Source organism: Xanthobacter autotrophicus (assembly GCF_005871085.1).
Taxonomy (GTDB): Bacteria; Pseudomonadota; Alphaproteobacteria; order Rhizobiales; family Xanthobacteraceae; genus Xanthobacter; species Xanthobacter autotrophicus.
In genome coordinates this window covers 1-26,992 of the sequence record NZ_VAUP01000010.1, presented here as the reverse complement: position 1 = coordinate 26,992, position 26,992 = coordinate 1, and the positions used below count along the sequence as shown (strand labels likewise).

Below are 26,992 nucleotides of genomic sequence, written 5' to 3'. Positions count from 1 at the left end.
ACTGGCGCGGCCTGCCGGGATGCGACGGGAGCCTCCATAAGGGTCTCCCCGCACCGGTCGGCTGCGCCATTCTTTAGAGTCTTGGGTGCAGAGACAGGACACCTCGCCATGCAGGTCCTCGCCGGCTCGGACCCCTCGCTCGCGGACTGGCGCGCCCGCGCGCTCGCCTTCGAACGCGAGGTGGCGAAGGTGGTGCTGGGGCAGGAGCGGGTCATCCGCCTCCTCACCATCGCCGTGTTCGCGCGCGGCCACGTGCTGCTGGAAGGCGACGTGGGCGTGGGCAAGACGACCCTGCTGCGGGCCATGGCCCGCGCCATCGGCGGCACCTATGAGCGGGTCGAGGGCACCATCGACCTGATGCCCACAGACCTCGTCTATGACGCCCGTATCGGCGACGACGGCCGGCCCCGGGTGGACCCCGGCCCGCTCCTTCGGCGCGGCGACGACCTCTCCATCTTCTTCTTCAACGAGATCAATCGGGCGCGCCCGCAGGTCCACGCCCTCTTGCTGCGCCTGATGGCCGAGGGCACCGTTTCCGCCTTCGGGCGCGAGTATCATTTCCCCCATCTCCAGGTATTCGCCGATCGCAACCGCGTGGAGCGGGAAGAGACCTTCGAACTGCCCGCTGCCGCCCGCGACCGCTTCTTCATGGAAGTGCAGGTGAAGGCCCCCGCCGATGCGGCGAGCCGGCGCGCGCTCATCTTCGATCCGCGTTTCCACCACATGGACCGTCTGGTCGCGGGGGTCGCGGAAGGCGTGATCGACCACACCCGCCTCGATCAGATCGCCCGTGCCATCCAGGATGGCGTCCACGCCAGCGAGGCCATCGCCGCCTATACGCTCGCCCTGTGGGACGCGGTGCGCGCACCCGATGCCGCCGGCATCACCCTGCCCGGGGTGCGCATGGATCGGCTGGTGCAGGGCGGGGCGAGCCCGCGCGGCATGTCCTTCCTGGTGCGGGCGGCGCGCGTGCGGGCCTGGCTGGAAGGCCGCGACATGATCGTGCCGGAAGACCTGCGCGCCGTGTTCCCGGAAGTGATGGCCCACCGCATCTTCTTCGATCCGGTCTATGAGATGCGGCGCGAGGAGATCGTCGGCGCCCTCTGCCGCGCCGCCTTCGAGACGGTGCCCGCGCCATGAGCCCGCGCGAGGCGGACGCGCCGTCCGATCCAGCGACCGAGATGCCGCCCGCCCTGCCCTACCGGCTGCGGTGGCGTCCACGCGGCGAGCGGCCGGGCGCCCATCCTGCCCTCGGCGAGGGCGGCGATGGCACCTTCCGGGGCCTGCTGCCCCTCATCGCCCGGCCAGATCCCCGCCGCATCGACCTGCGCGCCTCCCTGCGCGATCCGTTCGAGACGATCCATGTACGCAACTTCGCGCCCCGTCGCGCCATGACGGTGGCGGTGCTCGCGGACGTGTCCGCCTCCATGGCGTTCGACGGCGTGCGCGAGGCCGCGGCCGAGCTGGCCGCGACACTGGCCGCGTCCGCCATTGCCGGTGGCGACGCCTTCGCGCTGCTTGCCGCCGACGATGAGGTGCGGGATGACATCGATCTGCCCGCCTCGCGCCGCCGGGGCCTGGCGCAGGAGGTGCGCGCGCGACTGCGCGATGCCCCCTTCACCGGCCGCTCCGCGGGCGGGCTGGCGGAGGCGGCCGTGCGGCTGCCACAACGCCGCTGCCTTGTCTTCCTCGTCTCCGATTTCCTGCTACCCGCCAGCGACCTCGCCGCACTGCTCGATGCCCTGTGGCGGCACGATGTGGTGCCCGTGGTGTTGCGCGACAGCCGCGCCGAGGGCGATCTGCCGGCGTTCGGGCTGATCGAGGCGCGGGATGCGGAAACCGGCGGGCGCCGCCTCGTCCTCATGCGCCCGTCCCTGCGCGAACGCTGGCGGGCGCAGGCGAAGAGCCGCATCGCCGCGCTTGACGACCTCTTCGCCGGGCGTGGCCTCGGCGCCTTTCATCTCTCCGACCGGTTTGATGCCGATGCCCTCGCGGACTTTCTGGCGCACCGTTAGGCGCAGCCTTCTCCAGGCGATTCTGCTCGGCGCAGCCATCTGCGTCGCCGCGCCGGCGCGCGCGGCGACGGTGGAGCTGTTCGCCCCGCGCCCGTTCGGCTATTTCCTCGGTGACGTGATCACCCTTGAAGCCGCCGTCACGCTGGATCCCGGCTTCAAGCTGGAGCCGGGCAGTCTGCCTCGTCCGCGCCCCGTCACCTACTGGCTCGACCTGCGCAGCGCCGATCTCACTGAGCTGCCAGCGGTCCATGGCGCCCGGCGCTATCGCCTCCTCCTCTCTTACCAGACCTTCTACGCGCCGCTGGAGACCCGGGGGCTCGACATCCCGGCCGTTCCGCTCACCGCCCGCGACGGCGACCAGGTGCTGAACCTCTCGGTGCCGTCCTGGAACTTCGCAGCCTCGCCGCTGCGGTCCCTCGTCGCCGGTGGGGCCGCCAATCCCATGGCGCTCCAACCGGATATCGCCCCCCTGCCCCATCCGCTCCGCGCCGACCTGAGGCGCGTCGCCGGGGCAACAGCTGTCGGGCTCGCGAGCATTCTCGGCCTCGCCATCCTGCGCGGCTGGGGACCGTTCGGCCGACTGCGTCCGCCGTTTTCAGCCGCCGCGCGGGACATCCGGCGCATCCTCGCGGCACCATCGGCGGAAGCCTATTCCAAGGCGCTGCTGCGTCTCCACCGCGCCTTCGATGCCGCCGCCGGCCATCGTCTTTTCGCCGATGACGTTCCCGCCTTCCTCGCCGGCTGCCCCCACCTCGCCACGGAGGCGGACATCATGGCGCACTTCTTCCACGCCTCGCGGATCGCCTTCTTCGGCAAGGGCGCTGACGCGGCCATGGTGGAGATGACACCGGACGCGCTGCTCTCCCTCGCCCGGCGGCTGGCCGTGGCCGAGCGCAAGGGCGCGGCGCGGCCGGTAGCTGCTCCGACACAACGAGAGGCGACGGCATGAGTATGGCCGTCGATCAGCCTCTGCTGCTGGCGCTGCTGGTGTTCTGCCTGCTGCCCCTTGTGGCGCGGGCGCTTTCGGGCACGCCCGTGCCCGGCCTCGTGGCGGTGCCGCGCGATGGCCTCTCCCGCGCGCTGGATGTGGCGCTGAAGACTGCCGGCGTCGTCGCCATCGCCGCGCTGGTGCTGGGCCTCGCGGGCCTCCACCTGACGTCGCAGAGCGTGACGCGGGTGGGATCGGGCGCGCATCTGGTGTTGCTGTTCGACCGTTCCGCCAGCATGGACAACACCTTCGCTGACCGCCAGCCGGGACAGGGGGAGGAATCCAAATCCGCCGCCGCCAAGCGGCTCATCACCGAATTTCTCGCCCGCCGGCCTCGCGACCGCATCGGCGTCACCGCCTTCTCCACGTCGCCCATGCCGGTGCTGCCGCTGACCGACCACCACGACGCGGTGGCGGCGGCGGTGGCCGCCATCGACCGGCCGGGCCTCGCCCTCACCGACGTGGGCCGGGGTCTGGCGCTGGCCTTCTCCACCTTCGACCGGGACGGCTCCGGCGCGGCGCGGGCGGTGCTGCTGGTCTCCGACGGGGCGGCGGTCATCGATCTTCGGGTCCAGGCGGCGTTGCGGGATGCGGTGAAACGCAGCCCGGTGCGTATCTACTGGCTGTTCCTGCGCACCGCCGGCTCGGCCGGCATCTACGACAAACCCCGCGAACCGGGCGAGGACACCCCCCAGGCCATGCCGGAACGCCACCTCAACCTGTTCCTCGGCAGCCTCGGCGTGCCTTATCGCGCCTTCGAGGCGGGGAGCCCGCAGGCGGTGGCCGACGCCATCGCCGAGATCGACCGGCAGGAGACCGCGCCGCTCACCTATGTGGAGCGCATCCCGCGCCGCGACCTCGCCCGCCCCGCCTATGCCCTTGCCACTCTGGCGACGGCGCTCCTCCTCATCGCTCGCCTGGCCGAGCGCGGGCTCGGGGCGCAGCCGGCGTCCCGCCCTCGGGACGCCGCACGGGCTCCGGCGCACATCAGGAGGGCGGCATGAAATGGGTTGCGCGGGCGTGGTCCACCAAATGGCCCATCCGCCGGCTGGCTGACCTCACGCTGGCGACCCTCGTCGTCGCCGCGCTCGGCGTGCTCGCCGCCCTCGGCGCGCGTATCGGCTGGCATGCCATGGAGAACCGCACCATCGCCGCCCTCGCCGAAGGTCGCGACGTGCCGGTGCCGGAGACCGCCGCGCCCCGGCTGCTGCTGGCGCGGGCGCATTTCCTGATGGTGCGCGACCGCCTCGACGAAGCCCAGCCTTTCGTTGACCGCCTCGCCCGTGCGGACCAGACGGAGTTGGCCGTTGCCGCCTTGTACGATCTGGCCAATGCGCGTCTTGCTCGCGCCATCAGCCATCTGGAGCAGACGCAGATCGATCCCGCCATTCCCCTGGTGCGGCTGGCCAAGGCCGGTTATCGCGCGGCGCTGGTCCGCGATCCCGGCTTTTGGGACGCGAAATACAATCTCGACATCGCCATGCGGCTCATCCGCGATTTCCCGCAAATCGAGCAGGAGGAGCATGACGACGCCCAGGAAACCCCGAAGCGGCTGTGGACCGACCTGCCAGGCCTGCCGCGGGGCCTGCCGTGATGCGTCGTCCCCGTCCGCGCACTGTCCTCCTCGCCACCGCGCTGGCGCTGGCGCTGGCGGCCGTCTTCGCGCCACGGCTGGCGACGCGCGGCACCGCCTTCCGTCTCATCGCGGTGGTGGATGTGACCGGCTCCATGAATGTGCGCGACTACACCCGCGACGGCCGGCCCGCCTCCCGCCTCGACGAGGTGAAGGCGGGGCTACGCGCGCTGGCCGCCCGCCTGCCCTGCGGCTCGGAACTCGGCCTCGGCATCTTCACCGAGCGGCGCAGCTTCCTTCTGTTCGAGCCGGTGGAGGTGTGCGCGGATTTCGCCCCCCTCGACGGCGCCATCGCCAATCTCGACTGGCGCATGGCCTGGGAGGGCGACAGCTACATCGCCGCCGGCCTTTATTCCGGCATCGCCCTCGCCCGGCCGCTCGGCGCCGACCTGCTGTTCTTCACCGATGGCCAGGAAGCACCGCCCCTGCCTGCCTCCGGCATCCCCCCCTTCGAGGAAGAAGCGGGCGTGGTGCGCGGGCTCATCGTTGGTGTCGGCGGCGCCACGCCGGTGCCCATCCCGAAATTCGATCGCGACGGCCAGGAGATCGGCTTCTACGGCATGGACGACGTGCCCCAGGAGAACCGGCACGGCTTGCCGCCCACCGGCTCCGAGGAGCGCGAGGGTTTCCACCCGCGCAATGCGCCGTGGGGTGGCGAAGCTGCCAGCGGCGAAGAGCACCTGAGCGCGGTCCGGACCGACCATCTGGAGGCGCTGGCCGCGAAGACCGGGCTCGCCTACGCCCCCCTCGCCGACGCGGCGAGCCTTGCTGCCGCCATTGCCTCCAGTGCCCGCCCGCGTCCCGTGCCGGGCACCTGGGACAGCGCCCCCCTCCCCGCCGGGCTTTCCCTGGCGTTGCTCATCGCCTTCTTCGCGGCCGAGGTGCTGCATGCCCGCCGGCCCCATCCGCATCCCACCACAAGGATCCGCGTTTCATGAGAGTACTCCTCGCCCTTGCCGTCGCCGGCCTTGCCCTTTTCGCCGTCCCGGCCACCGCTCATGGACCGACGCCGCAGAAGGCCGAGGTGCGCACCACTATCGCCGCCTCCCCGGACGCGGTGTGGAAACTGGCGGGCGACTTCGCCGGTATCGGCGCCTGGCATCCCCTGGTGAAGGCCGTGAAGGCCACCGGCGGCAACGCCCCCGGGGCTGAGCGGGTGCTGGTGCTGGAAAAGGGCGAGATCACGGACGGCCTCGACACCTACGACGACGCCGGTCGCAGCCTCAGCTGGCGGCTCAACACTGAGAATGCGGAGGCACTGCCGGTGAGCTTCTACACCACGACCCTCACAGTCTCCGGCGCCGGCGCCGGCAGCGAGGTGGTGTGGGACGCCCGCTTCTATCGCGGCGACACCAGCAATTTCCCGCCCGACGAGCTGAATGACGAGGCCGCCGTCGCCGCCATGACCGCCTTCTTCGAAACCGGCCTGAAAGGTCTCAAGGCCAAGCTGGAGGGCAAGTGAAAGGCCGGCCGGGCTGGCCATCGAGGATCGCGCGAGCGCTCCTGCCCGGCGCCCTGCTGCTGGCCACCCAGGGGGCGACGGCGCAGGGGGCGAGCCTGTTCGTGGTCTGCCAGGCCGGCGCCGAGATCAGCGTCATCGACACGGAGCACGATACGGTGGAGCGCATCGGCGTGGCCAAGGCCCCCGCCGGCATCGCCCTGTCGCCGGATGGCAAGACCGCCTACATCACCCATCCCGATGCCAGCCTTCTGACACGCATCGACACGGCAACCCGGCGGGTGATCGACACCACGCGGCTGGGCGGCCAGCCGTTCGCCGTGGTGGCCGATCCCGCCGACGGCACGCTTTATGTGAGCGACTGGTCGGCCGATACGGTCTATCGGCTTGATGCCGCGACGCTCGCCCGGACGGGAGCCTTGAAGGTGGGGCGCTCGCCGGCAGGCCTTGCCCTGGATGCGCACGCGCGCCGGCTCTACAGCGCCGACCGCGAGAGCAACGCTGTCAGCGTCATCGATCTTGCCACCTTCTCCCGCCTCGCGTCCGTGCCGGTGGGCCAGGCGCCGTACGCCTTCGACGCCGGCACCGATGCGCGCTTCATTGCCGTCGCAAATGTGCGCAGCGGCGACGTCTCGCTCATCGACAAGAGCGATCACTCGGTCACGCGCATCGCCGCGGGGCGGATGCCCTACGGCCTCGCCATCGCGCCGGACACCGGCCGCATCCTGGTGGCCAACCAGCAGTCGGGCACCGTCAGCCGGCTCGACCCGGTCGCCGGCCGCGAGACCGGCTCCGTCCGCCTCGGCGGCTCGCCGGAAAGCGTGGTCATCAGTCCCGACGGGCGGCGGGCCTACGTCACCGAATGGTTCGCGGACGCGGTGGCGGTCCTCGACCTTGAGGGCCTCAGCGTCCTCGCCCGCATCCCGGTCGGAGCCGGCCCGCGCAGCATGGCGCTGGTGCCGTAGGACGGGTGCCAGCCCCGGTCCGGAATGGGCCACGGGTGTTCTCCTTATTGAATCCAGAGGGCGGCTCACCCCGCAGATGAACCGATTTGCCCGGATCGCCCAGGGTATGCCGGACGCAGTCCAGACATGCGCACATACAATATTGATATTGTATGTGTCACGCGGTATCGTGCCGTTACCCTCAAGACGAAACGAGCCCCGTCATGTCCAGCGCCCACTGGCCCCCGCTCTCTCCCCTTCAAACTGGCCTTCGCGGCCGCTGCCCCCGGTGTGGCCAGGGGCATTTGTTCAACGGGTTCCTCACCCTGCGTCCCTCCTGCGAAGTGTGCGGGCTGGACTATGGCTTTGCCGATCCCGCGGACGGCCCTGCGTTTTTCGTGATGATGTTCGTCTGCATCCCGGCGGTGATCTTCGGCCTGTGGCTGGAAATGGCCTATGAGCCGCCCATGTGGGTGCATTTCGTCACCACCCTGCCGCTCATTCTTCTGAGCTGCATCCCGCCCCTGCGTCCGCTCAAGGGGTGGCTCGTGGCCTCGCAGTTCTTCTACAAGGCGGAGGAAGGCCAGCGCGTGACCACCAAGGACGAAGCCGCCGCGCCCCGGCCGCTGCCCTGACAGACGTTCACGCCGGACAGGACGAAGCGCCCGGTAGCCTCACACCACGCCATCCTGATAGCGCGCGTGCAGGGTGCTCATGATGGCGGCGAGTTTCTCCAGCGCCGCCTTGAGCCTTGCCCGGTCGGGCACGCCGCCGATGGAGATGCGCACCGCATCCGGCGCGCGGGCCTCGACGCTGAACGCGTCCGATGCCGTGACCCCCAGCCCCTCGCGCCGCGCCGCCTCCACCAGGCGATAGCGATCCCAATGCGCCGGCAGGGGCTGCCACAGGTGCAATCCGTTGGGGTGCGACCGCGCCGAAGGAAACAGGTGCCGGGCGATCTCCTGCCGGGCGGCGGCCTCCTCGCGCACGCCCTCAAGCAACTGGGCAGCCTCGCCGCTGCGGATCCAGTCCGTCGCCAGCGCCGTCATGAGGGGGGCCGGCATCAACACATGAGCCCTCAGGGCGCCGACCAATGCATCCGGCGCGGTGCCGTCCGGCACCACCACGAAGGCCGTACGCAGGCCGGGCGTCAGCACCTTCGACAAAGTGGAGACATAATAGGTGCGCTCCGGCGCCAGGGTGGCGACGGGCGGCGGCGCCTCCGGTGCCAGCAGAGCGTAGGGGTCATCCTCGATGAGGATGAGATCGAGCGCCGACGCCACGCGGGCGAGCGCCGCCCGCCGCGCCGGGGAAAGGGTCACCGCGGTGGGGTTCTGGATGGTGGGGGTCAGGCAGAACACCCGTGCCCCATGGCTCCGCGCCGCCTGTTCGAGACCATCCGGCAAAGGCCCATCCGCGTCCGCCGGCACGGCAACGGGGCGCACCTGCCAGTGTCGCGCCGCCGCCAGCAGGCCGGGATAGGCGAGCGGCTCGGTGAGGATGACGCCCGCGCGCCCGACCAGACTTCCGATGAGGGCGGACAAGGCCGATTGCGCACCGGGGGCCACCACCAGCCGCTGGGGATCCACCACACCCAGCAGCGGTTCAAGCCACGCTGCGGCGGCCATCCGATCCGCCAGGGAGCCGGCACCCACGTGATAGCTCATGAGCAGGTTGGAGTCGGCCCGCGCCAGCACCGAGTTGATCCCCCGCTGCATGAGGTCCGCCAGCCGGATCCCCCTGGGGGCCGGCGGAATGTTCATGCTGAGGTCCATCAGCGGCCCGCCCGGCTCCCGCCGGACCGCAATGAAGGAGCCGCGCCCGGTCACCGCGTCGATCAGGTTGCGGCGCCGCGCCTCGGCATAGGCGCGGGTGACGGTGGTCAGGTCCACGCCCAATTGGTCGGCCAGCTTGCGCTGGGGCGGCAGGCGATCCCCCGGACGAAGCCGGCCGGAGGCGACGGCCGCGGCGACGAGATCAACGATCTGCAGGTAGCGAAGACCGCCAGCCGGATCGAGCGGACGGATCCACGGCGCCATCCTGTCTCCGCCCGCCATACCGCGCCCCCAAATCCATACAATCAAGAATATTGTCTTTAAACGATAACCCTGCACGCCTTACGGGGCAATGGCTGGACGCGTCGGGCCTGGGGGAGAGGCCGTCCGAATGGGGCCCGATGCCCGCGCACGCCCGAGCGTGCAATCCGGACATTGGCGCCCGGACGAGAAAGCACCGCACCCATTCCTGTCCTAGGGGTTTGATGATGAGAGAAGGATGCCGGCTGTTCCGGTGGCCCCTCAGCTCGAAAGCGGGCGGAAGGCGCGTCATGACCCAACCAGATCCACACTCCCCCGCGCGAACGATCGGCTACCTCGCGGTGATCGCAGGCGTCGTCGTTCTCGGCGCGGGATCTTTCGCTTATGCGGCGGGCTGGCTCTCACCCAGCCGCCTCACGCCGACGAAACTCGTCTCGGCGCTGGCGCCGACGTCAGGGCCAGCGCTGGGGCATCGCCGCAACCATGCCAAGGGCGTCTGCTTCAGCGGGGTGTTCGAAGCCAACGGAACCGGGACCGAGGTCTCTCGCGCTGGTGTTTTCGCGCGCGGAACCTATCCAGTCCTTGGCCGCTTCAACCTGGGCACGCCCGACCCGGACGCACCCGATGCCACGGTGCGGGTGCGGGGCATGGGCCTCCAGATCACCGCGCCGGACGGTGCGGTCTGGCGCACGGCGATGATCAATTTGCCGTTCTTCCCGGTGGCCACGCCCATGGCCTTCTATGATCTTCTCAAGGCCTCCCACAGTACCGATCCGGGGGCGATGGCGAGTTTCACCCAGGCGCACCCGGAATTCGCGCGGTTCGGCGGCTGGGCGAAGTCCGCGCCCTGGACCACGAGCTATGCCGAGGAGGCTTACAATAGCCTTGATGCCTTCCTGTTCGTGGACGCCAGCGGCGCCCGGCATCCCGTGCGCTGGTCTCTGCTGCCGCAGGCGCCGGTCTCGCCGGTGACGAATGCGGAACTGACCCGGCTCGGCCCCAACCATCTTGAACCGGAGATCACCGCGCGTGTCGGCCAGGCCCCGCAGCGCTGGACATTCAACATCACCCTCGCCAATCCAGGCGACGAGACCGATGATCCCAGCAAGGCATGGGGACCGGACCGGCGCATGCTGACGGTGGGCACGCTCATCGTCAGCAAGATCGAGCCGGAGCGCGACGGACCCTGCCGCGACATCAATTTCGATCCGACCATCCTGCCCGACGGCATCGCCGTTTCCGACGATCCATTTCCGGCCGCGCGATCGGCCGCCTATGCAAGATCTTATGATCTGCGTGCGTCGGAAACCCAATACTACCCCTATCACCTGCAAACCGCGAAGAGCAGCACGCCATGACCGGACAGAGAATCCATTTCACAATGCCGCAGCGTGCCCTGCACTGGCTCATGGCCATCATGCTGCTCGCAATGCTCTTCATCGGCGTAGGCATGGTCTCCACCGTTGGGCCGAAATACCTGGCGTTGCTTGCCACACACAAGACCCTGGGCGTGGCCATCCTGGCCCTCGCCTTGATCCGGCTCGTGGTCCGCCTGTGTTCGGGGGCGCCGGCGTTGCCCGCAAACCTGCCCGGAGCGATGAAGCTTGTCGCCCACCTGTCCCACTACGCGCTCTACTTCTTCATGATCGCCATGCCTGTGCTGGGCTGGGGCATGATGTCTGCAGCCGCCTATCCAATCCTACTCTTTGGCGGCCTGCACCTTCCACCCATTCTACCGCAAAGCGCCGTCTTGCAGGCCGTACTTTGGAAGGCCCATTTCTATTTCGCCTTCGCCTTCTTCGGGCTGATCTTGCTGCACATCGCGGCGGCCCTGTTTCACGCTTTCATCCGACGCGACGGGGTATTCGAGAGCATGGCGCCCTTGCCGATCCATGACCACGCCCCTTCGGCGCAGGTCCATCCCGCCGAGTGAATGCGTGGCGCGTTGCAGGCCGGGGCGCCCCCGGCCTGCAACGCGCTTTTCTTCGCGCGAGAAACCCGCGCACCTGCGGGCCGCCAGCCCCTCTGCCTGGCACCGTTGCCCGGCCCCGCTCTGCTCAAGACTGCTCTCGCGGCTGGGGCTCGGCCCCTGGCCCTTCCGGCCTGTTTCATGCCGCCCCTCCCGGCAGCATTCAGTCCGCAAGCACCAGGGTCGCCGCGCGTCGCGCACGACCACTCGGCTCCGCTCGCGACGGGGACCAACGGCCCTGGTGCTGCCCAGTTTTGCAAGTCTGCCTCGATGATGTGGAAATAGAAAAAGGGCCGCTTGTGCGGCCCTTTTCTTTATCACGTTGGCTTTCGTTAGTTCTGGTCGGCATCCTCGGCCGGGCCCCAGTGGGGATTGCCGACCTCGAAGGGCTTCTCGGAGGCGTAATAGGGGCCAGGCGTGCCGAAGGCACTCGGGCTCTTGAGCTTCTGCTCCTCGGCGGCCACGGCCTGCCTGGAGGTCGGGATCAGGCTCTCCTGGGCGGAGACCGCGTACTGCTCCTTGTTCTCCTTCTGGATATAGGGATCGGCGAAGGCGGCACCGGCAGAAGACACGATCACGAGGGTGGCACCGGCGGCGAGCACAATGGACTTGATGGACATGACGAACACTCCGTTTCTGATGTCGTAACTGTATTTCGCGTCCGTCAGATCAACAATTCTATGATTGTTTGCTAGCAGCATACGTGCCTATGCGGTGTCGAAACGAAGGTATGGAATACGCCGGAAACGCCCGGAACGGAGCCAACCCGATCGCGTCGCGCGCCGCGGCCCGTTGCGACAGCGAGAACGCCGGCGTGGTCTGGAGCGCATGCCTTGCCGATCCCGGAGAGATGTCTCTCCCGTCCGCTGCGTCGCGGTGCGGGCCATGGCAACCATCACCGGCAGGCGATCAGGCAAGACGCGCGGCCGGCGCGGAAGACCCGACATGCCGAACAGCCCCAGGCTTGCGAGGCCCTTGTCCGGCCCGCATCACTTCTGGAGGCGGCGCCGGCGAGAGCAGACCCAGTGTGCCGAATGCATGTGGAGCCAGCCGGTGTCGAACCAGATCAGCCCCCTTCGGACCGCCCCGGCCGACACCCGGGCCGCTCCGCGCGCGCAATGGCCCGGGACAGCGTTGCGCCATCCGACCGCCTTCTGCCTGTTGCTGACGGGGCTCGCGGGGTACATGGACGCGGTGGGCTTCACCAAGCTCGACCACCTCTACGTATCGTTCATGAGCGGCAACAGCACGCATCTCGGCTTGTCGCTGGGAACCGGGCACTGGACGGATGCCGCGTGGGTTGCCCTGTTCGTTCTCGCCTTCGTCACCGGCTCATGCCTCGGCACCAGGGTGAGCGACCGGATCGGCGACACGCATATGGCCACCGTGCTCGCCATCGAGCTGGCACTGTTTCTTTCGGCGATCGTCCTTGCCCGCCTTGATCATGGCCGCGCAGGCCTTCTCATGGTCGTGGTCGCCATGGGCCTGCAAAACGTACTGCATCAGGTGGTGGCAGGCGCGGATATCGGCCGCAGCTTCATCACAGGCATGCTGTTCAATCTGGGGCAGTCGTTGGCGCGGAGCCGGCGGGACAGGGTAGAAGCCGGGAAAGCGGCGCTGAACGCCCTGTCGTGGAGCGCCTTCATCGCCGGCATCATCCTCGGAGCCCAAGCCCTGGGCACGTTCAGCCTGGCAACGTGCCTCGGCATTGCCGCGGCACTGGTCGCCGGCATGATGACATGCCTGGTCTCGGGCTGGCTCTGACGCAGTCGCCGGTCTTACCACCAGCGCAATGGCCAGCTTCCCCGCCGTGCCAGATTGTGCCAACCGAACGCATAGAAGGACAGAAGCACCGCGCCGAAACCCACTGGGACCAGCAGGAAGCCCGGCTTCATGGCCTCCATAACCACGATGATGGGATTGATGGCCGCAGGTGGATGCATGGTGCCACTGGCCCGCATGGCGACCATGGCAAGCCCCACCGCCGCCGCCGCGGCCGGTTCCGAACGCCCGAAGACGGCGAGCATGGCGAAGCCTACCAGCGTCGAGACCAGATGGCCGCCCACCAATGCGCGAGGCTGGGCGGCCTCGGCTTCCGGCATGCCCAGTACAAGGACGATGGAGGTGGCGAACGGAATGAGAGCCAGAGGCGTCTCGCCAAAATAAGCCGCGACTTCCATGACCGCGACCGCCAGCGTCCCGCCCAGCCCCTGCCAGCACCAGAGCAGTGCGCGCCCGTGCTTGTCGCGAAAGGTCTGCGCCGGGGCGCGCGTTTCCGATGAGATGCCAGGCTTTGGCGTCGAAGAAGGCATGCCTTATTTTGCACCCATGCGCGATCCATTCGCAATTGCGAACTGAAAAAACGCGACGGGGGCGAGGGACCACAGCCGTCCGGTGTACCCTCGCCGCCTGCCAAGCCTCGCCATCACCGCCTGAGCCCAGCGACCTCGGTCTTGTACGCTCAAGCGTCCGCCTGGTTGGACCAATGGCTCGCGAGTCGAGCTCACGCGCCATTGGTATCAGGCCCCGTTCCGAAGAGACCAACTGCACCGGCAGACGCACACCTTTTCAGGAGATGGGGCCTCCGACGAACTCACGGGCGGTTCGGCGCCTCCGCGTCACTGCTCGGCTTCGCTGGTGGTCGTGGTGAGGAGCACGTCCTTGTCGCCCTGGATCTCATAGAGCGCGAAATCGCGGCTCTTGAGCATGCCGTTGGGCAGGAAGTCCGCCGAGGAACTGGCTCCGTCGTAATTGATGGTTTTGCCCTCGGCGAGCAGCTTGGCGCCCTGCTCGAAAGTGGTCACGCGCTCGCCCGGGCCGTTGGCCACCTTCATGATGTGCTCGGCGATCTTGGGGCCTTCGGTGGACTTGGCGCTGGCGATGCCGAGCAGCAGCAGGTTCATCTCGTCATAGGCGGCGCAGCCATAGGAATTCTGCACCTGCCCGTTGGGCTTGAGACCCACGAGATTCAGATAGGCATCGTAGGTATCCTTGCCCACCGGCGGCACGGGCGAGCCGTGCAGGATGCCGTTGGCGGCGGTCCCCACCGCCTGCTTGAACTGCGGGCCCACGGCGAAGGACAACGCGAAGACCTTCCCCTGATAGCCACCGCGCACCAGCTCGCGATAGACAGGCGTGAGGTCGGTGACATAGCCCGCCAGGAACAGGGCCGGCGCGCCCGAGCTGATCAGGCGCTCCGCCTCGGCGCGGTAGGACACCTGGTTCGGGTTGTAGTAGAGCGGCTCGCCGACGATCTTGCCCCCCACCTTCTCCAGGGCCTTGCTGAAGCTCTCGCCCATGGAGGCAGCGAAGTCGTTCTTCGGGCCGGCAAAGGCGATCTTCAGCTCGCCCCGCTTGGCGGCGAGGTCGGCCAACGCCACGCACCAGGCCTTGTTCAGCGGCTGAAGGTTGTAGCACAGGCGCTTCTTGTCGCCGTTCGGCAGGGTGTCGGAGGAGCCGGTGAAGATCTGGACGACGTTGGCTTCCTGGCACAGGGGCATGATGCCAAGGGTCACTGAAGAGGCCCAGGTGCCGAGGATGGCGCAGACGCGGTCGGCATCGATCATCTTGCGCGCGGCGCGCACCGCGGCTTCCGGATTGGTCTCGGAATTCTCGGAGATGAGCACCACCTGGCGGCCAAGTACACCGCCCTGCTTATTCACCAGTTCCACCACCGCCTTGTGCGCCTGCGCCTTCTCCGGGCCGTAGGGTCCGCCGCCGCCGGACAGCGGCACGAGGCTGCCGACCTTGATGGGCTCGGACTGGGCAAGGCCGTGGCGCAGCAGGGCGGGCGCGGCGACGGCAAGGGTCGTTCCGGTGAGGAACAGCCTGCGAGTGAGGTCCATGGCCATTATCCTTTCAGTGCGGGGCGGCGGGTGGCGGGCACGACGGGCGTATGCTTCGGCTCGGGCAGCAACCCCTCGGGGCGGAAGCGGATGACGAGGATCAGCACCGTGCCGATGACGATGAAACGCAGGGCCGAGACCTGCTCGGCATCGAGAAAGCCGAGCCAGGGGGTGAGGAAGCGGCTGCCTTCGTAGATGGTCACCACCACCAGCGCCCCGATCACGGAGCCGAGCATGTTGCCGGGGCCGCCGACGATGACCGACATCCACACCAGGATTGCCACCGGCGTCGTGAAGTTGTCCGGCGTGATGGTCTGCACGTAGTGGGCATAGAGCGAGCCGGCGGCGGCCATGAGCACGCTGCCGATGACGAAGGACTGGAGGCGATAGACAAAGACGTTCTTGCCCAGGGTCGCGGGAACCAGCTCGTCTTCGCGGATGGCGCGCAACACGCGGCCGTAGGGTGTGCCGGCCAGACGCAGCATCAGCGCCAGTGTGAGGACGGCCCCGGTCAGGACGACGGCGAGCACCATCCACGCATTGGCCGAGCGACTGTAATCGGCGAGCACGGGGCGGGTCATGATCAGCAGGCCCTTGGGGCCGCCGGTGAGCCAGTCCTCGTTGTTGAAGATGAGCCGGATGGTCTCGGCGAAGCCCAGGGTGACAATGGCGAGGAAGTCGCCGGACAGGCGCAGGGAGAGCAGCGCCAGCAGCCCCCCGGCGACGGCGCCCGTCACCATCGCCACGCAGAGGCCGCCGACGAAGGGGGCATGGAAGCTTTCGGTGGCGATGCCGCTGGCATAGGCACCGAGGCAGAAGAAGCCCACGACGCCAAAATTGACGAGGCCGGTCAGCCCGAACTGCAAATTCAGGGCGAGCGCGAGGATGATGTAGATCCCGGCGATGGTGAGGATGGCGACGAGATAGGCATCCATGGGGCTTACTTGCGCTCCACCTTGGTGCCGAGCAGCCCCTGCGGGCGCAGCAGCAGCACGAGGGCGATCACCACGAAGCCCACGGCGCCCTTGTAGGTGGGCGAGAAGTGGGCCGCGGTCAGTTCCTCCGCGAGCCCGATGACGACGGCGCCGATGGCCGCCCCCAGCGGCGAGCCGAGGCCGCCGACGATGGCCGCGGCGATCACCGGGATGGCGATGGCCCAGTTGAGGTTGGGATCGATGGCGAGATCCACGCCCACCAGCGTCCCCGAGAGGCCGAACAGGGCCCCGGCGACGATGACCCCGAAAGCCTCCACGCCCGGCACAGGCAGGCCGCGCACATTGGCGAGGGAGGCATTGTCCGCCACCGCCCGCAGCGCCCGGCCGATGGGCGTAAAGGTTAGGAGCGCACCCACCGCCAGGGTGGCGATGAGCGAGATGGAGATGACCCAGACGGTCTCCTTGGGCACCCGCAGGCCGGCGAAGACCATGGGGCCAGTGAGCGGCAGGTCGAAGCCCTTCACCTGCGCGCCGAAGCAGAAGCGGATGATGTTCTCGATGACGAAGGACAAGGCGATGGAGACGAGCAGCAGCGTGCCGCCGCTCCGGCCGCGCAGGGGCCGGAAGACCACCCGGTCGCTGAGCGCCACCGCCCCCGCGCACACGCCCATGGCGCCGACGCCCCCGGCCCAGAGCGGCAGGCCGAGCGGCGCGTTCAGCGTCCAAGCGGCGAAGGCGCCCACGGTGACAAAGCCGCCGGCCGCGAAATTGGCGTAGCGGAACAAGGTGAAGATGAGGGTGAAGGCAACCGCTGCCGGTGCAAGGATCGCCGCCGTCGCCAGCGCATTGATGAACATCTGCATCAGGCAGCCTCCCCGAAGAAGAGCGCGCCGAAATCCGGCTCCTGCGCCAGCACCGCCGCGCTGCCCGACCGCACCACCCGGCCGTCCACCAGCACGAGCGCCCGGTCTGCCCGCTCAAGGGCCGCGCGGGCGTTCTGCTCGACGATGAGGATGCCGAGGGCGGCGGCCGCTGCGAGCTCGCGCAGCACGTCCAGCATCTCGCCCACCAGCAGGGGAGACAGTCCCGCGGTGGGCTCGTCCACCAGCAGAACGCGGGGCCGGGCCATCAGCGCCATGCCGAGCGCAACCATCTGCCGCTGGCCGCCCGACAGGCCGCCGGCCCGCTTGTGCATATAGGGGCGCATGGTGGGTAGAAGGCTCGTCACCTCCGCGCGCCGCTGTGCGATGTCGCGGCAGCCCCAGGCGCTGACGGACAGGTTCTCGGTGACGGTGAGCGTGCGGAACACGTTGCGGTCCTGCGGCATGAACACCGCGCCCGCCTGGGCGCGGGCGGCCGGGGTGAGGGGAATGAGGTTCCGCTCGTCCAGCGTCAGCGTTCCGCCGGTGACCTTGGCCACGCCGGCAATGGCCTTGAGAAGGGTGGACTTGCCGGCGCCGTTGGGCCCGACGAGGGCGACCATCTCGCCCGGCGCGACCGCAAGGTCGACGCCGTGGACGATGTCGCCGCCGCCATATCCGGCGCGCAGGTTCTGGAGGCACAGAAGCGTCATGCGGCCTGTCCCAGGTAGGATTCGACGACGGCGGGATTGGCGGAGACATGGGCAAAGCTGCCTTCCGCCAGCACGCGGCCGGCGGCCATCACCACCACGCGGGAGGCCAACGCGCGGATGAAACCGATATTGTGCTCGATGACCACGAAGGTCTTGCCGTGCTCGCGGTTGAGCCGCTGGATGAGCAGGGCGATCTCGTCCACGAGGTGCGGCGCCACCCCTGCTGCGATCTCGTCGAGGAGGATGGTGTCCGCCTCCGCCATCAGGCAGCGCGCCATCTCCAGCAGCTTCTTCTGACCGCCGGACAGGTTTGCTGCGGGCTTGGACTCGTGATCCGAGAGCGAGACCAGGGCCAGCATCTCGCGGGCCCGCTCGGTGGCCGCCCGCTCGTCGAGGCGTACCGCAGCGGGCCGGAAAAGGGCGCCGGTGAGGCTTTCGCCGGCATTTGTCCGCGCGGCGAGGAGCACGTTCTCGAGCACCGTGAGCTTGTCGAGTTCGCGGGCGAGCTGGAAGGTGCGCACCAGCCCCAGCCGGGCGAGGCGGTGGGGCGGAAGGCCGCTCGCCTCCACGCCGTTCACCACCAGGCGGCCGGCATCGGGCTTGAGCACGCCGGACATCAGGTTGAACAGGGTCGTCTTGCCGGCGCCGTTGGGGCCGATGAGGCCGAGGATCTGACCTGGCTCCACCAGGAAGGAGACGTTGTCCACGACGGTAACGCCGCTGAAGCGCTTGGTAAGCCCGTTGGCCTCGATTCGGGGCGGGGCATCGGCGCGCGGTTCGGTCATGACCGCCTCCGGGCGGAACGCGCGCGCGGCGCTGGGGTAGCCGCCGGAGCGGCGGCGCGCTCGCGATCGAGGATCACATGGACCGCATCCACCAGCATGGCGAGCACGTCCCGCACGCGGGCCTCGTCGCGATGGATGTTGTCCTGGATGCGCAGCCCGCGCAGGGTGGAGACGATGAGGGTGATGACCACGTGGATACGCTCCGGTGGCACGCCGGAGACGTCGAACGCCTTGACGCCCAGATCCTCATAGGAGCGGAACAGGTCGGTCAGGATCTCGTTCACCGCCTCGCCGACCCGCGTGTCGCGGCCGGAGACCATGAGGTCGAGCATGGTGACCAGGGCGTTGGCGCGGAACACATCCTCGTAGAGGCGGTCGACGAAGGTCGCCACGTCGGTGCGCCCGGCGCTCATATCGTCGGCGAGCGTGGCGACGATGTCGCGGGCGCGCCGCCAGAAATGAGCTGCGGTGTCGATGATCAGCTCATCGCGCGTCGGGTAATGGTGCAGCATCGCGCCGCGGGAGACCCCACATTTCTGGGCGATGGCGGCTGCGGATGCGGCGTTCACGCCCACCTCGGCGATGAGTTCCTCGGTGGCGGCGCGCAGGCGGGCGCGCATGGCGGCCCCCTTCAGCTCGCGGCCATCGACGGTCTCGCCTTCTTGTCTGAGGAGTATGGTTTCCATGCTCGAAGCCTGACATGCGCCGGCCGGGGTCGCGCGCAAAAAAGTCAGTCATGACTGCTTGTTTTATGCGCACCACCCACGGCAGATCGCCGGCGCCTGCCCCACGAACGAAGACGCATTGGCCATTTCTTGTATAAACGTCAGCCCCGCAGATTATTCCCTGTTCAATATTTATTCACTCCAGATAAGTTAATAATTTAAGAAGGTAAATACACACTTAATTATTTCGTAAATAATCCGATAGTGCGACATAAATCGCGATACACTAATTCAATTTAATATTGAAATTATTTATACAGATTTGATGCCGCGCCCCGCGCCGTGTACATCGGGTTCCAGCTTTGGCCCGCGTTCATTCCTGAAAAGTGTCACGCGTCAGGCATGGAGAGAAAAAGGTGCTCGCTCGGGAAACGCCAGTTCAGGACAAGCCCCCCACCGATACGCCCCCTGCCGACCTTGTGATCCTCGGTGCCCGGCAGGTGGTGCTATGCGACCCCGGCAAGCCCGACGGCATCGGCGTGGTGGAGGGGGGCGCCGTCGCGGTCCGGGGCGAATTGATCGCGGCCGTGGGACCTGCCTTCGCGATTATGGCGCTGATCGGCGCGCAGACGCGCATCGTCGATGCGAGAGGCGGCATCGTCGCCCCCGGGCTGGTGGACTGCCACACCCATCTCATCTTCGAGGGCGACCGCTCCAGCGAGTATTTCCACCGCACGCAAGGACTTGACGATGAGGGTCTCGTCGCCGCGGGCCTTGTCTGGGGCGTGCCCGCCTCCCGCGCCATCAATGCCGGACTGCCGGTGGAACGCCTCGCCGAAGCGGCGCTGCGGCGCGCGCGCAGCATGCTGGCCCTCGGCACCACCACCATCGAGACCAAGTCCGGCTACGGGCTCGACCATGACAGCGACCTCGCCTCCCTCGAGGCGGCCCGGTTGGTGGAGGAGGTCACCGGCGTCGAGATCGTCGGCACCTATCTCGGCGCCCATGCGCGGCCTCGCGACGGGGCGGCACGCTATCTGGACCAGATGATCGCCGACACCATTCCCGCCGTCGCCGAGCGCGGGCTCGCCGAATTCTGCGATGTCTATGTGGACCCGGACGTGTTCACGGTTGAAGAGTGCCGCCGGGTGCTCGCCGCCGCGGCCGATGTCGGGCTCGCGGCCAAGCTGCATACCGATGCGCGGGTCAATGTGGGCGGCGCGCGGCTTGCGGCCGAGATGAAGGCCGCCTCCGTCGACCACGGCAACATGCTGAGCGATGACGACCTGCGCGCGCTGGCTGATGCCGGCACCAGCGTCGCCTTCTTTCCCGGCTTCGACTGGGCGGTGGGCCATCCACGGCCGGTGAACGCCCGCCGCTTCGCCTGCTCGGGCATCAACGTGGCGCTCGCCACGGACCTCTGCCCCGTGTGCTGGCACCTGTCGCAACAGATGAGCATGGGCTTCGCCTGCCGCCTCTCCGGCATGTCGCCCGAGGAGGCGCTGCTGGGCGTCACCCTCAATGCCGCGAAGGCGATCCGGCGCGACGCCCGAATCGGCTCCATCACCCCCGGCAAGCAGGCGGACCTGGTGGTGTTCGACGTGCCGGACTTCCGCCAGTTGGCCTTCCGTTTTGGCTCCAACGCCGCGGCGGTCGTGATCAAGAAAGGCCGCGTCCTCGTGGACGCGACCAGGCTCAACCCGAGGGATGAACAATGAAGGACAGGAGCAGCGAGGGGCTGTGGGCCTGGCGGCAGCCGGAGAACCACAACCACATGATCGAGCTTCAGGAGGCCGCTCCTGCAGCCTCGGCGGACGGCGCCATCGAGCTTGCCTTCTTCGGCGGCTCGGCCTTTCGCATCACCACTCCGGCCGGGCTGACGCTGATGCTCGACCCCTGGCGCAACCCGCCTTGGGGGACGTGGGACTGGTATCTCTACGATTTCCCCGCGACGCAGGTGGACGTGGCCCTTTCCACCCACGCCCATTTCGACCATGACGGCCTGCATCAGCTCAGCGCCAACGTCATTCTCGACCGGCTGATCGGCACCTACAGCTTTGCCGATGTGACCATCACCGGCATCGCCGACAAGCATGTGAGCGACAGCCGGCACAATGCCTATGACTGGGCGGAGATGACCCGCCGACTGACCCATGTGGGCACCACGCCGCCCGACAACTGGCGCTCGTTCGACAATTGCCTGCTGATCGTCGAGGTCGCCGGCCTTCGAATCCTGCATTGGGGCGACAACCGGCCGAACCCGCCGGAGCGCGTGTGGGAGCAGTTGGGCCAGATCGACATCCTGCTGCTGCCGGTGGACGGCTCCCAGCACGTCCTGAGCTATGAACAGGCGGATGCCATCGCGGAACGGCTGAAGGCCCGCCTCATCGTCCCCCACCATTACGGGATCTGGGACGTGACGACGCGGGGCTCAACCCTGCTGCCCCCCGACTCCTGGGTAAACGCCCGCGCCGACGCCATCTGGGCGGAGACCGGCGCCATGCGGCTCGATCCGGCCTTCGTGAAGGCCCAAGCCGGCCGGGTGTTCTGCTTCGGGGAAAAGGTGGCCTTCGACAAGCCGGCCCTCAAGGCCCTGCCCAAGGGGGCCTGATCAGCGAACGAGGGCGCGCGCGGCGGCGGTGCGCCAGACGATCTCCGCCGCGTGGGAGGCAAATCCCCCCACGCGGCGGGCCAGGCATATGGTGCGGGGAAAGCTCGGCTCGAGCGGCGTCACTGTGACACCGGCATGGGTCTCCGGCACCGCGGTCTCGGCGATGATCGACACCCCCATGCCGGCCCGCACCAGAGCGAGGATGGAGGTGATCTGCTGGATCGAGTGGCGGATCACGGGGGCGTGGCCGCCGCGCGCGAACCAGGCCCGCACCAGCGGTTCACTGCCGCCCTTGGTCATGATGAAGGGCACGGCGGCCAAGGCCTGCGCATCCAGCGTCCGGTGTCGGGCCAGCGGATCTGCGGTCCGCACCAGCGCCATCAGGTGATCGTGCTTGAGCGGTAGAAGCTCCAGGTCGGGATCGTCGATTTCGACAATGGTGGCGAAGTCGACCCGGCCGTCGTGCAGCGCCTGAAGCGTAGGCTGGTCGGTGTTCTCGGTGATCTCGATCTGGAGCTTGCGGTAGCGCCGGGCCACCGCGGCCACGAGCTGCGGCAGGATGTGGGTGGAGGCCGACGCCCCGAACGAAGCGATGCGCACCAGCCCCTCCCCCTGCGCCCGGCAATCCTCCAGGCGGCGCGCCGTCAGGCGGGCAAGCTCGTCCTGCCGTTCCGCGTGTTCTGCCAGGATGCGGCCTTCCGCCGTGAGCACCATGGGCCGGCGCCCGCGCACGACGAGAGCAACGCCGCACATCTCCTCGGCGCGGACAATGGCCTTGCTCGCCGCCGGCTGGCTGACATCGAGGGCGCGCGCCGCCTCCGAGAGATTGCCGAGCCGAGCCACGAGGGGCAGCAGGCGCAAGGCGAGAAGAGGAATGGCATCGAAGGGATCGTCGGCCATCTGAATAACCAACAGTTATTGGACTATGCCCGTCCATTCTACCGAAGAATGGTATCGTCGCCACCAGAAAGTCCGGCCCGCCCGTGAGCATCACCCTCAATCCCTTCATCGCCAGCATTCCCGCCAATCCCCTGCGCGCCCTTTTCCCGTTCGCGGCACGGCCGGGCATGCTCAATCTCGCCAGCGGGCATCCCTCCCGCGACGCCTATGACCATGAGGGCCTGGCCGAAGCACTGACGCGCGCAGGCGCCGACTTTCCGTCCTGGACCTACGGTCCGAGTGCCGGCGATCCGCTGCTCCTGACGGTGCTTCAGGAGCACATGGTCGAGGTGCCGGCCGGTCATCGCCTTCTCGTCACCTCCGGCGCGCAGCAGGGCATAGACCTCGCCATCCGCACCCTGGCGCCGCCCGGCTCCACCATACTGGTCCCCGAGCCGGTCTATCCGGCAGTGCTCTCCGCCTGCGCGGCGGTAGGCGTGCGAGCGGTCGGCTATGGCGCGGCGGCCTCCGACACCGCCATGGCGGGGCTTGCGGAAGCGCTCGATGCGGCACCTGATGCGCGCGCCGTCTATGCCTTGCCGACCTTCGGCAACCCCACCGGAGAGACGCTCTCGCAAGCCCAACGGCTGGCCATGCTTGCCTTGTGCGCGGAGCGCATGATCGCCATCATCGAGGATGATCCCTACCGTGCCCTGTGGTTCCGCGCCCCGCCGCCGCCCAGCCTGATGGCGTTGGCGCCCCAGGTGCCCGGCGCGGTGGTGATCCATCTCGGCAGCCTGTCCAAGATGATCTCGCCCGGTCTGCGCCTCGGCTGGGCCATCGCGCCGGATGCCATTGCCGCGCCCATGCAGGAGGCGCGGCAGGCGAGCGACCTCCAGCCCAATTCTCTGGCCCAACGGGTGGCGCTGCACTACCTGCGCCTCGGCCGGCTCGACGCTCATGTGGCGCGGGTGCGCGGCCTCTATGCGGCGCGCCACGACGCTCTCGTCGGACGCCTCGCGGCGGCGGGCTTCCGTGTGCCACCAGTGGACGGCGGAATGTTCGTATTCGTCGGGCTGCCGGAAGGCACGGTGCGCGAGGGCCTGTTCGAGCGGGCCATTGCTGGTGGCGTGATGTACGCACCGGGGCCGGCCTTCGCGCTCAAGCCGGGACATGCGGCCTTCGCGGACCTGATGCGGCTGTGTTTCGTGGGGCTTTCCGATGCCGATGTGCCGGTGGCCGCAGATCGTCTCATCGCGGCGCTGCGGGGCTGAGCCATGTTCCAGATCCTGCTCGCCCTGCTGCCCGACTTCAGCCTGATCGTCCTCGGCGGTGTGCTGCGCGTGACCTTGTCGCCGGATGCCTGGAAGGCCATCGACAGACTCAATTTCCAGGTCCTGTTCCCGGCCCTGATCTTCACCGCGGCGCTGAGCAAGGCCCCCAATGCGGGCGACGTGCTGGTGGTGGGCGTCGGCGTCTGGCTCATCATCGGCCTCGGCTTCTGCCTCGCCTGGCCGCTGCGGCGGCTCGGCCCCGAGCGCTTCCTCGACTTTGCCGGCCTGTGGCAGACCGCCTGGCGCTTCAACACGGCGCTCGCCTTCGTCGCGGTGCAGACCCTGCCGGAGACGCACCGCGCCCTCATGTCCATCGCCATCGGCATGGCGGTGCCGCTTGCCAATGTGCTGGCCATCGGCGCGCTGTCGCGCGGGCACGCTTTGTCCCTATCGAAGATGATCCGCCAGATCGTGACCAATCCCTTCTTTGTCGCCAGCGTCGCGGGCATGACGCTTTCGATGCTGCGGGTGGAGATCAATCCCCTGATGCTCAAGCCGGTGCGGATGCTGGCCACGGCGGCGGTGCCCATCGCGCTCCTGTCCATCGGCGCTTCGCTCAACTGGCGTGCGCTGGCGCGGGTTGATCGCTTCTCCGCAGCCCTCAATGCCATCAAGCTGGTGATCCTGCCGGGGACCACCTGGGCACTGGCCACGGCCATCGGCGTCGACCCGGTCCGCACTGCGGTGCTGACCCTGTTCGCCGCATTGCCGACGGCCTCCGCGGCCCACGTCCTCGCCTCGGTCTTCGGCGCCGACCGGGAGGCGGTCGCCACCCTCATCGCCCAGTCGACGCTGATCGGGTGCGTCAGCCTGCCCCTGTGGCTCGCGTTCCTGAACAGCTTCGCGTAACGGGCCATTGCCAGTCGAGCGGTCGCATGGCTCGGCTGCTGTCGACGCCTTGCACAGAACAGGAAAGGACAACATTGAGGGGGCGACGGTCTTCATCGACCGACGCCGTCTGCCGCTCCAGTCCTGCCCGTGAGGAAATGCCGTGAAGCCGCATCTTGTCGCGGAGCGCCATGGCCATTTCGGTGAGCAGGGCATTTTCGGCGGCGCCGATGAAGGCCTGATGGAAGTTGCGGCCCCTTCCAGATAGCCGTAGAGGTCGTCTTCCCTCACTGCTGGCCGGGCTCATCGTTCCGCTCGCCCTCATGGCCCGCGTCAGCCCGGCCCATTTCGAGCCGACATCGCCCGATCTCAGCGGCCTGACCTTCGAAAACTGCCTCCGGTTCCTTGGCGAGCCGTTCTACCTGACGATCCTCGGCCGCACACTGCTGGTGGCGCTGAGCTGCACAGCGGGCTGGATGGTGCTGCTCGCCGACAAGGGGGGCTCATCAACTCCCCGCTCCTGTATGCCGACCTCATCGGCGAGCCGGTCCGCATCCTCTACACCGGCTCGGCGGTGGTGATCGGCCTCACCACCATCTTCGCCACCCATAACCGGGACGGGGCCCTCTGCGTCGCCGACCGAATCGTTGTGATGGCGGCGGGTCGTGTCGAGCAGGTGGGAACGCCCCGTGAGATCTACCAGCGGCCGACGACGCGCTTCGTCACCGAGTTCATTGGTCTCACCAATATGTTCACGGGTGGCCTTGAGGCGCCGGGCTCGTCCCGCACACAGGCCGGAGAGCGTTTCGCGGTCCCGCCCGCCTGCTCGGAGCCCGGCGCATCGGTGCTCGCCATCCGTCCCGAACATGTCCGGCTGAAGCGGGCGGCCGCGATGACCGGCACCGAGGACTCTTTGGAGGCGACCGTGGAGGATGCGGGATTTCGCGGCGCGCTGACCAAACTGATCGTGCGCACCGCCTCGGGGGCAAGACTGGCGGCACACCTGCAGAATGCCGACACCGGCCGCGACGACGAGTTGCGGCCGGGGGACCGCGTGGTGGCATCCTGGCCAGCCGACGCGCCCATGCTGTTTTGAGCCTGCGCCGCGTCTCCCTGGGGAGGCTTGCCGCCCGAAGCCCTCACCCCCATGCACGATCGCTCCCGGAGGAGCGGCCCGCACAGCCGCGCGCTCGCGATACGCGCGAGAGACGGATCAATGGCTGAACGACACGAAGGCTACTGCACGCTGTGCCACTCGCGCTGCGGCTCGATCACGCTGGTGGAGAACGCGCGCATGTTCGGCGTCGAGCCGCACACTGGTCATCCTACCGGAGGCGCGCTCTGCGCCAAGGGCCGCCCGGCGGACACCCAGATGCGGGCGCTGGAGTTGGTGGCGACCGATGGCGGTCCCCTGCCGGCCAGACTGGGGACGAGGTGCTGATCGAGGCGCCCTCGGGCGTGTTTACCCCGCCGGTGGATGGCGCGCGCCCGGTTCCGCTCATCGCCAATGGAATCGGCATCACGCCCTTCGTCTGGTATCCGGAGGCGGTCGCGGCGGCGCCATCCGGAAGGGCGGCTCCGATCTACCTGTTGCACGGCTGTCGCGGCAGACACGACCACCCCCTCTCCGATCGCGTGGACAGGCTTGCCCGCAACATCGCCGGGCTGCGCCGGATCACGGCCTATTCCCGTCCCGAAGCGCACGACCTTGAGGCGCAGCGTTTCGACGTGGAAGGCCGCATCGACATCGACGCCCTGCGTGCCGGTGGCCTGTTGCCGTACGTTACCCCGGGGCGGCCGCTCGCCTCTATCTGCGGCTCCGCGGGCTTCATCGCCGCCATGCAGGGCGCGCTTGCCCGATGGGGCCTGCCGCGCTTCGACATCTTCACCGAAGCCTTATTCCTGCGTGGCGGAAGCGCCCCCGCACTTGAAGCCCTGCGCCATCACCATCGCCGGCACCGGGCGATCCTTTGGATGGCCCCCGCTCCCGGCTCCATTCTGGACGCGGCGCTGACGGCGGGCGGCGCGCTCCGGAGTGGATGCCGGGTAGGCCAGTGCGAAAGCTGTATCGTCGAAGTCCACGAGGTCCAGTTCGCCCATCGCGTCCCGTTCGAGGGGGACCCCGGATCGTGCCGCGCCTGCCAGGCTGTGCCGCTTACCGATCTGACGATCGCCCCATGATCCGCCGGCCAGTCCCTCGCCGTCACATCGGCTTGACAACCGGCGCACGCCCACCATCGTCACCAATGCGCCGAGGATCCGCCCGGCGTCCGTCAGCAACCGATACCCCAGGTCGGGTATCCCAGCGGAGTCACGCGTCATGAGATCTTGCCTCGGTGTCCTCTCGGGCCTCAGCATCGCTGCATTGGCGGCGTTGCCGGCCTCGGCCCTGCCGCTTGCGCCATCGCCCGTGCCCGAGACCGCCTCGGTCCTTCCCGTCGCGCAGGGCTGCGGCCCGGGCTGGTGGCGCGGGCCGTGGGGCCATTGCCGCGA

Annotated in this window: 30 protein-coding genes; 20 read left to right on the top strand and 10 right to left on the bottom strand. The window is 68.5% G+C overall.

Annotated features, from left to right (window positions below; genetic code table 11):
* Positions 1 to 108: 108 nt before the first annotated feature.
* The 9 genes from FBQ73_RS03740 (at position 109) to FBQ73_RS03700 (ending at position 7,674) form a co-directional block, all read left to right on the top strand.
* Positions 109 to 1,140 (top strand): AAA family ATPase, encoded by a 1,032-nt coding sequence (locus FBQ73_RS03740; RefSeq protein ID WP_138398175.1) that lies wholly within the window; start codon positions 109 to 111, stop codon positions 1,138 to 1,140.
* Positions 1,137 to 2,015 carry a DUF58 domain-containing protein gene (locus tag FBQ73_RS03735; RefSeq protein ID WP_246089550.1) on the top strand — a complete coding sequence of 293 codons (879 nt, stop codon included), beginning with the start codon at positions 1,137 to 1,139 and terminating at the stop codon, positions 2,013 to 2,015. Before FBQ73_RS03740 ends, FBQ73_RS03735 begins: the two co-directional genes overlap by 4 nt.
* Positions 1,984 to 2,964 (top strand): nonribosomal peptide synthetase MxaA, encoded by a 981-nt coding sequence (locus FBQ73_RS03730; RefSeq protein WP_138398174.1) that lies wholly within the window; start codon positions 1,984 to 1,986, stop codon positions 2,962 to 2,964. Before FBQ73_RS03735 ends, FBQ73_RS03730 begins: the two co-directional genes overlap by 32 nt.
* On the top strand, positions 2,961 to 4,007 hold the full coding sequence (locus tag FBQ73_RS03725) for a vWA domain-containing protein (protein WP_138398173.1): 1,047 nt from the start codon (positions 2,961 to 2,963) through the stop codon (positions 4,005 to 4,007). The genes FBQ73_RS03730 and FBQ73_RS03725 overlap by 4 nt, the downstream gene beginning before the upstream one ends.
* Positions 4,004 to 4,597 (top strand): hypothetical protein, encoded by a 594-nt coding sequence (locus FBQ73_RS03720; protein WP_138398172.1) that lies wholly within the window; start codon positions 4,004 to 4,006, stop codon positions 4,595 to 4,597. Before FBQ73_RS03725 ends, FBQ73_RS03720 begins: the two co-directional genes overlap by 4 nt.
* Positions 4,597 to 5,574, top strand: a complete 978-nt coding sequence (locus tag FBQ73_RS03715; RefSeq protein WP_138398213.1) for a vWA domain-containing protein — start codon at positions 4,597 to 4,599, stop codon at positions 5,572 to 5,574. Before FBQ73_RS03720 ends, FBQ73_RS03715 begins: the two co-directional genes overlap by 1 nt.
* The gene (locus FBQ73_RS03710) at positions 5,571 to 6,098 is read left to right on the top strand and encodes an SRPBCC family protein (protein WP_138398171.1); all 528 of its coding nucleotides are present in this window, start codon (positions 5,571 to 5,573) and stop codon (positions 6,096 to 6,098) included. The genes FBQ73_RS03715 and FBQ73_RS03710 overlap by 4 nt, the downstream gene beginning before the upstream one ends.
* Positions 6,095 to 7,060 carry a YncE family protein gene (locus FBQ73_RS03705; RefSeq protein ID WP_138398170.1) on the top strand — a complete coding sequence of 322 codons (966 nt, stop codon included), beginning with the start codon at positions 6,095 to 6,097 and terminating at the stop codon, positions 7,058 to 7,060. The genes FBQ73_RS03710 and FBQ73_RS03705 overlap by 4 nt, the downstream gene beginning before the upstream one ends.
* Before the next feature lie 203 nt (positions 7,061 to 7,263).
* Entirely contained in the window at positions 7,264 to 7,674 is a 411-nt protein-coding gene (locus FBQ73_RS03700; protein WP_138398169.1) for a DUF983 domain-containing protein, read from the top strand.
* A 39-nt stretch (positions 7,675 to 7,713) separates the two neighbouring features.
* On the opposite strand, the gene FBQ73_RS03695 is transcribed toward FBQ73_RS03700, so the two are convergent.
* Positions 7,714 to 9,078 carry an aminotransferase-like domain-containing protein gene (locus FBQ73_RS03695; RefSeq protein ID WP_246089549.1) on the bottom strand — a complete coding sequence of 455 codons (1,365 nt, stop codon included), beginning with the start codon at positions 9,076 to 9,078 and terminating at the stop codon, positions 7,714 to 7,716.
* A 287-nt stretch (positions 9,079 to 9,365) separates the two neighbouring features.
* Between FBQ73_RS03695 and FBQ73_RS03690 the strand changes: the two genes are divergently transcribed.
* Both FBQ73_RS03690 and FBQ73_RS03685 read left to right on the top strand, forming a co-directional pair.
* The gene (locus FBQ73_RS03690) at positions 9,366 to 10,433 is read left to right on the top strand and encodes a catalase family peroxidase (RefSeq protein WP_138398212.1); all 1,068 of its coding nucleotides are present in this window, start codon (positions 9,366 to 9,368) and stop codon (positions 10,431 to 10,433) included.
* Entirely contained in the window at positions 10,430 to 11,008 is a 579-nt protein-coding gene (locus FBQ73_RS03685) for a cytochrome b (protein ID WP_138398167.1), read from the top strand. The genes FBQ73_RS03690 and FBQ73_RS03685 overlap by 4 nt, the downstream gene beginning before the upstream one ends.
* Before the next feature lie 368 nt (positions 11,009 to 11,376).
* Here FBQ73_RS03685 and FBQ73_RS03680 read toward each other — a convergent pair whose 3' ends face one another.
* Positions 11,377 to 11,664, bottom strand: a complete 288-nt coding sequence (locus FBQ73_RS03680) for a hypothetical protein (RefSeq protein ID WP_138398166.1) — start codon at positions 11,662 to 11,664, stop codon at positions 11,377 to 11,379.
* A 265-nt stretch (positions 11,665 to 11,929) separates the two neighbouring features.
* Between FBQ73_RS03680 and FBQ73_RS03675 the strand changes: the two genes are divergently transcribed.
* Positions 11,930 to 12,808 carry a YoaK family protein gene (locus FBQ73_RS03675; protein ID WP_170218736.1) on the top strand — a complete coding sequence of 293 codons (879 nt, stop codon included), beginning with the start codon at positions 11,930 to 11,932 and terminating at the stop codon, positions 12,806 to 12,808.
* 14 nt (positions 12,809 to 12,822) lie between these two features.
* Here the strand turns inward: FBQ73_RS03675 and FBQ73_RS03670 are convergent, their stop codons facing one another.
* The 7 genes from FBQ73_RS03670 to FBQ73_RS03640 all read right to left on the bottom strand — a co-directional run bounded on the left by FBQ73_RS03670 (position 12,823) and on the right by FBQ73_RS03640 (position 18,868).
* On the bottom strand, positions 12,823 to 13,356 hold the full coding sequence (locus FBQ73_RS03670) for an HPP family protein (RefSeq protein WP_138398164.1): 534 nt from the start codon (positions 13,354 to 13,356) through the stop codon (positions 12,823 to 12,825).
* Between the two features lie 306 nt (positions 13,357 to 13,662).
* Positions 13,663 to 14,889: an ABC transporter substrate-binding protein gene (locus FBQ73_RS03665; RefSeq protein WP_170218735.1), complete on the bottom strand. Its 1,227-nt coding sequence runs from the start codon at positions 14,887 to 14,889 to the stop codon at positions 13,663 to 13,665.
* 5 nt (positions 14,890 to 14,894) lie between these two features.
* Entirely contained in the window at positions 14,895 to 15,824 is a 930-nt protein-coding gene (locus FBQ73_RS03660) for a branched-chain amino acid ABC transporter permease (protein ID WP_138398162.1), read from the bottom strand.
* Positions 15,825 to 15,829: 5 nt separating this feature from the next.
* Complete coding sequence (locus FBQ73_RS03655) at positions 15,830 to 16,687, bottom strand: branched-chain amino acid ABC transporter permease (RefSeq protein ID WP_138398161.1); 858 nt, start codon at positions 16,685 to 16,687, stop codon at positions 15,830 to 15,832.
* On the bottom strand, positions 16,687 to 17,397 hold the full coding sequence (locus tag FBQ73_RS03650) for an ABC transporter ATP-binding protein (RefSeq protein ID WP_138398160.1): 711 nt from the start codon (positions 17,395 to 17,397) through the stop codon (positions 16,687 to 16,689). The genes FBQ73_RS03655 and FBQ73_RS03650 overlap by 1 nt, the downstream gene beginning before the upstream one ends.
* Entirely contained in the window at positions 17,394 to 18,182 is a 789-nt protein-coding gene (locus FBQ73_RS03645) for an ABC transporter ATP-binding protein (protein WP_138398159.1), read from the bottom strand. Before FBQ73_RS03645 ends, FBQ73_RS03650 begins: the two co-directional genes overlap by 4 nt.
* Positions 18,179 to 18,868 (bottom strand): TetR/AcrR family transcriptional regulator, encoded by a 690-nt coding sequence (locus FBQ73_RS03640; protein ID WP_138398158.1) that lies wholly within the window; start codon positions 18,866 to 18,868, stop codon positions 18,179 to 18,181. Before FBQ73_RS03640 ends, FBQ73_RS03645 begins: the two co-directional genes overlap by 4 nt.
* A gap of 395 nt (positions 18,869 to 19,263) precedes the next feature.
* Between FBQ73_RS03640 and hutI the strand changes: the two genes are divergently transcribed.
* Both hutI and FBQ73_RS03630 read left to right on the top strand, forming a co-directional pair.
* Entirely contained in the window at positions 19,264 to 20,565 is a 1,302-nt protein-coding gene (hutI, locus tag FBQ73_RS03635; RefSeq protein WP_170218734.1) for an imidazolonepropionase, read from the top strand.
* Positions 20,562 to 21,458: an MBL fold metallo-hydrolase gene (locus FBQ73_RS03630; RefSeq protein WP_138398156.1), complete on the top strand. Its 897-nt coding sequence runs from the start codon at positions 20,562 to 20,564 to the stop codon at positions 21,456 to 21,458. Before hutI ends, FBQ73_RS03630 begins: the two co-directional genes overlap by 4 nt.
* On the opposite strand, the gene FBQ73_RS03625 is transcribed toward FBQ73_RS03630, so the two are convergent.
* Entirely contained in the window at positions 21,459 to 22,358 is a 900-nt protein-coding gene (locus tag FBQ73_RS03625) for a LysR family transcriptional regulator (protein ID WP_138398155.1), read from the bottom strand.
* An 83-nt stretch (positions 22,359 to 22,441) separates the two neighbouring features.
* Between FBQ73_RS03625 and FBQ73_RS03620 the strand changes: the two genes are divergently transcribed.
* The 6 genes from FBQ73_RS03620 to FBQ73_RS23490 all read left to right on the top strand — a co-directional run.
* The gene (locus FBQ73_RS03620; RefSeq protein ID WP_138398154.1) at positions 22,442 to 23,611 is read left to right on the top strand and encodes an aminotransferase-like domain-containing protein; all 1,170 of its coding nucleotides are present in this window, start codon (positions 22,442 to 22,444) and stop codon (positions 23,609 to 23,611) included.
* Positions 23,612 to 23,614: 3 nt separating this feature from the next.
* A complete protein-coding gene (locus FBQ73_RS03615; protein ID WP_138398153.1) occupies positions 23,615 to 24,520 on the top strand; it encodes an AEC family transporter in 906 nt (301 codons plus the stop codon).
* A gap of 556 nt (positions 24,521 to 25,076) precedes the next feature.
* A complete protein-coding gene (locus FBQ73_RS03605) occupies positions 25,077 to 25,595 on the top strand; it encodes a TOBE domain-containing protein (RefSeq protein ID WP_138398152.1) in 519 nt (172 codons plus the stop codon).
* A 120-nt stretch (positions 25,596 to 25,715) separates the two neighbouring features.
* Positions 25,716 to 25,940, top strand: coding sequence for a hypothetical protein (locus FBQ73_RS03600; RefSeq protein WP_170218733.1), 225 nt, complete (start codon positions 25,716 to 25,718; stop codon positions 25,938 to 25,940).
* Positions 25,934 to 26,680, top strand: coding sequence for a flavin reductase family protein (locus FBQ73_RS03595; RefSeq protein ID WP_170218732.1), 747 nt, complete (start codon positions 25,934 to 25,936; stop codon positions 26,678 to 26,680). The genes FBQ73_RS03600 and FBQ73_RS03595 overlap by 7 nt, the downstream gene beginning before the upstream one ends.
* A 139-nt stretch (positions 26,681 to 26,819) precedes the next feature.
* Positions 26,820 to 26,992: GCG_CRPN prefix-to-repeats domain-containing protein (locus FBQ73_RS23490; protein ID WP_392567220.1), on the top strand; the 173-nt coding region annotated here is incomplete at its 3' end.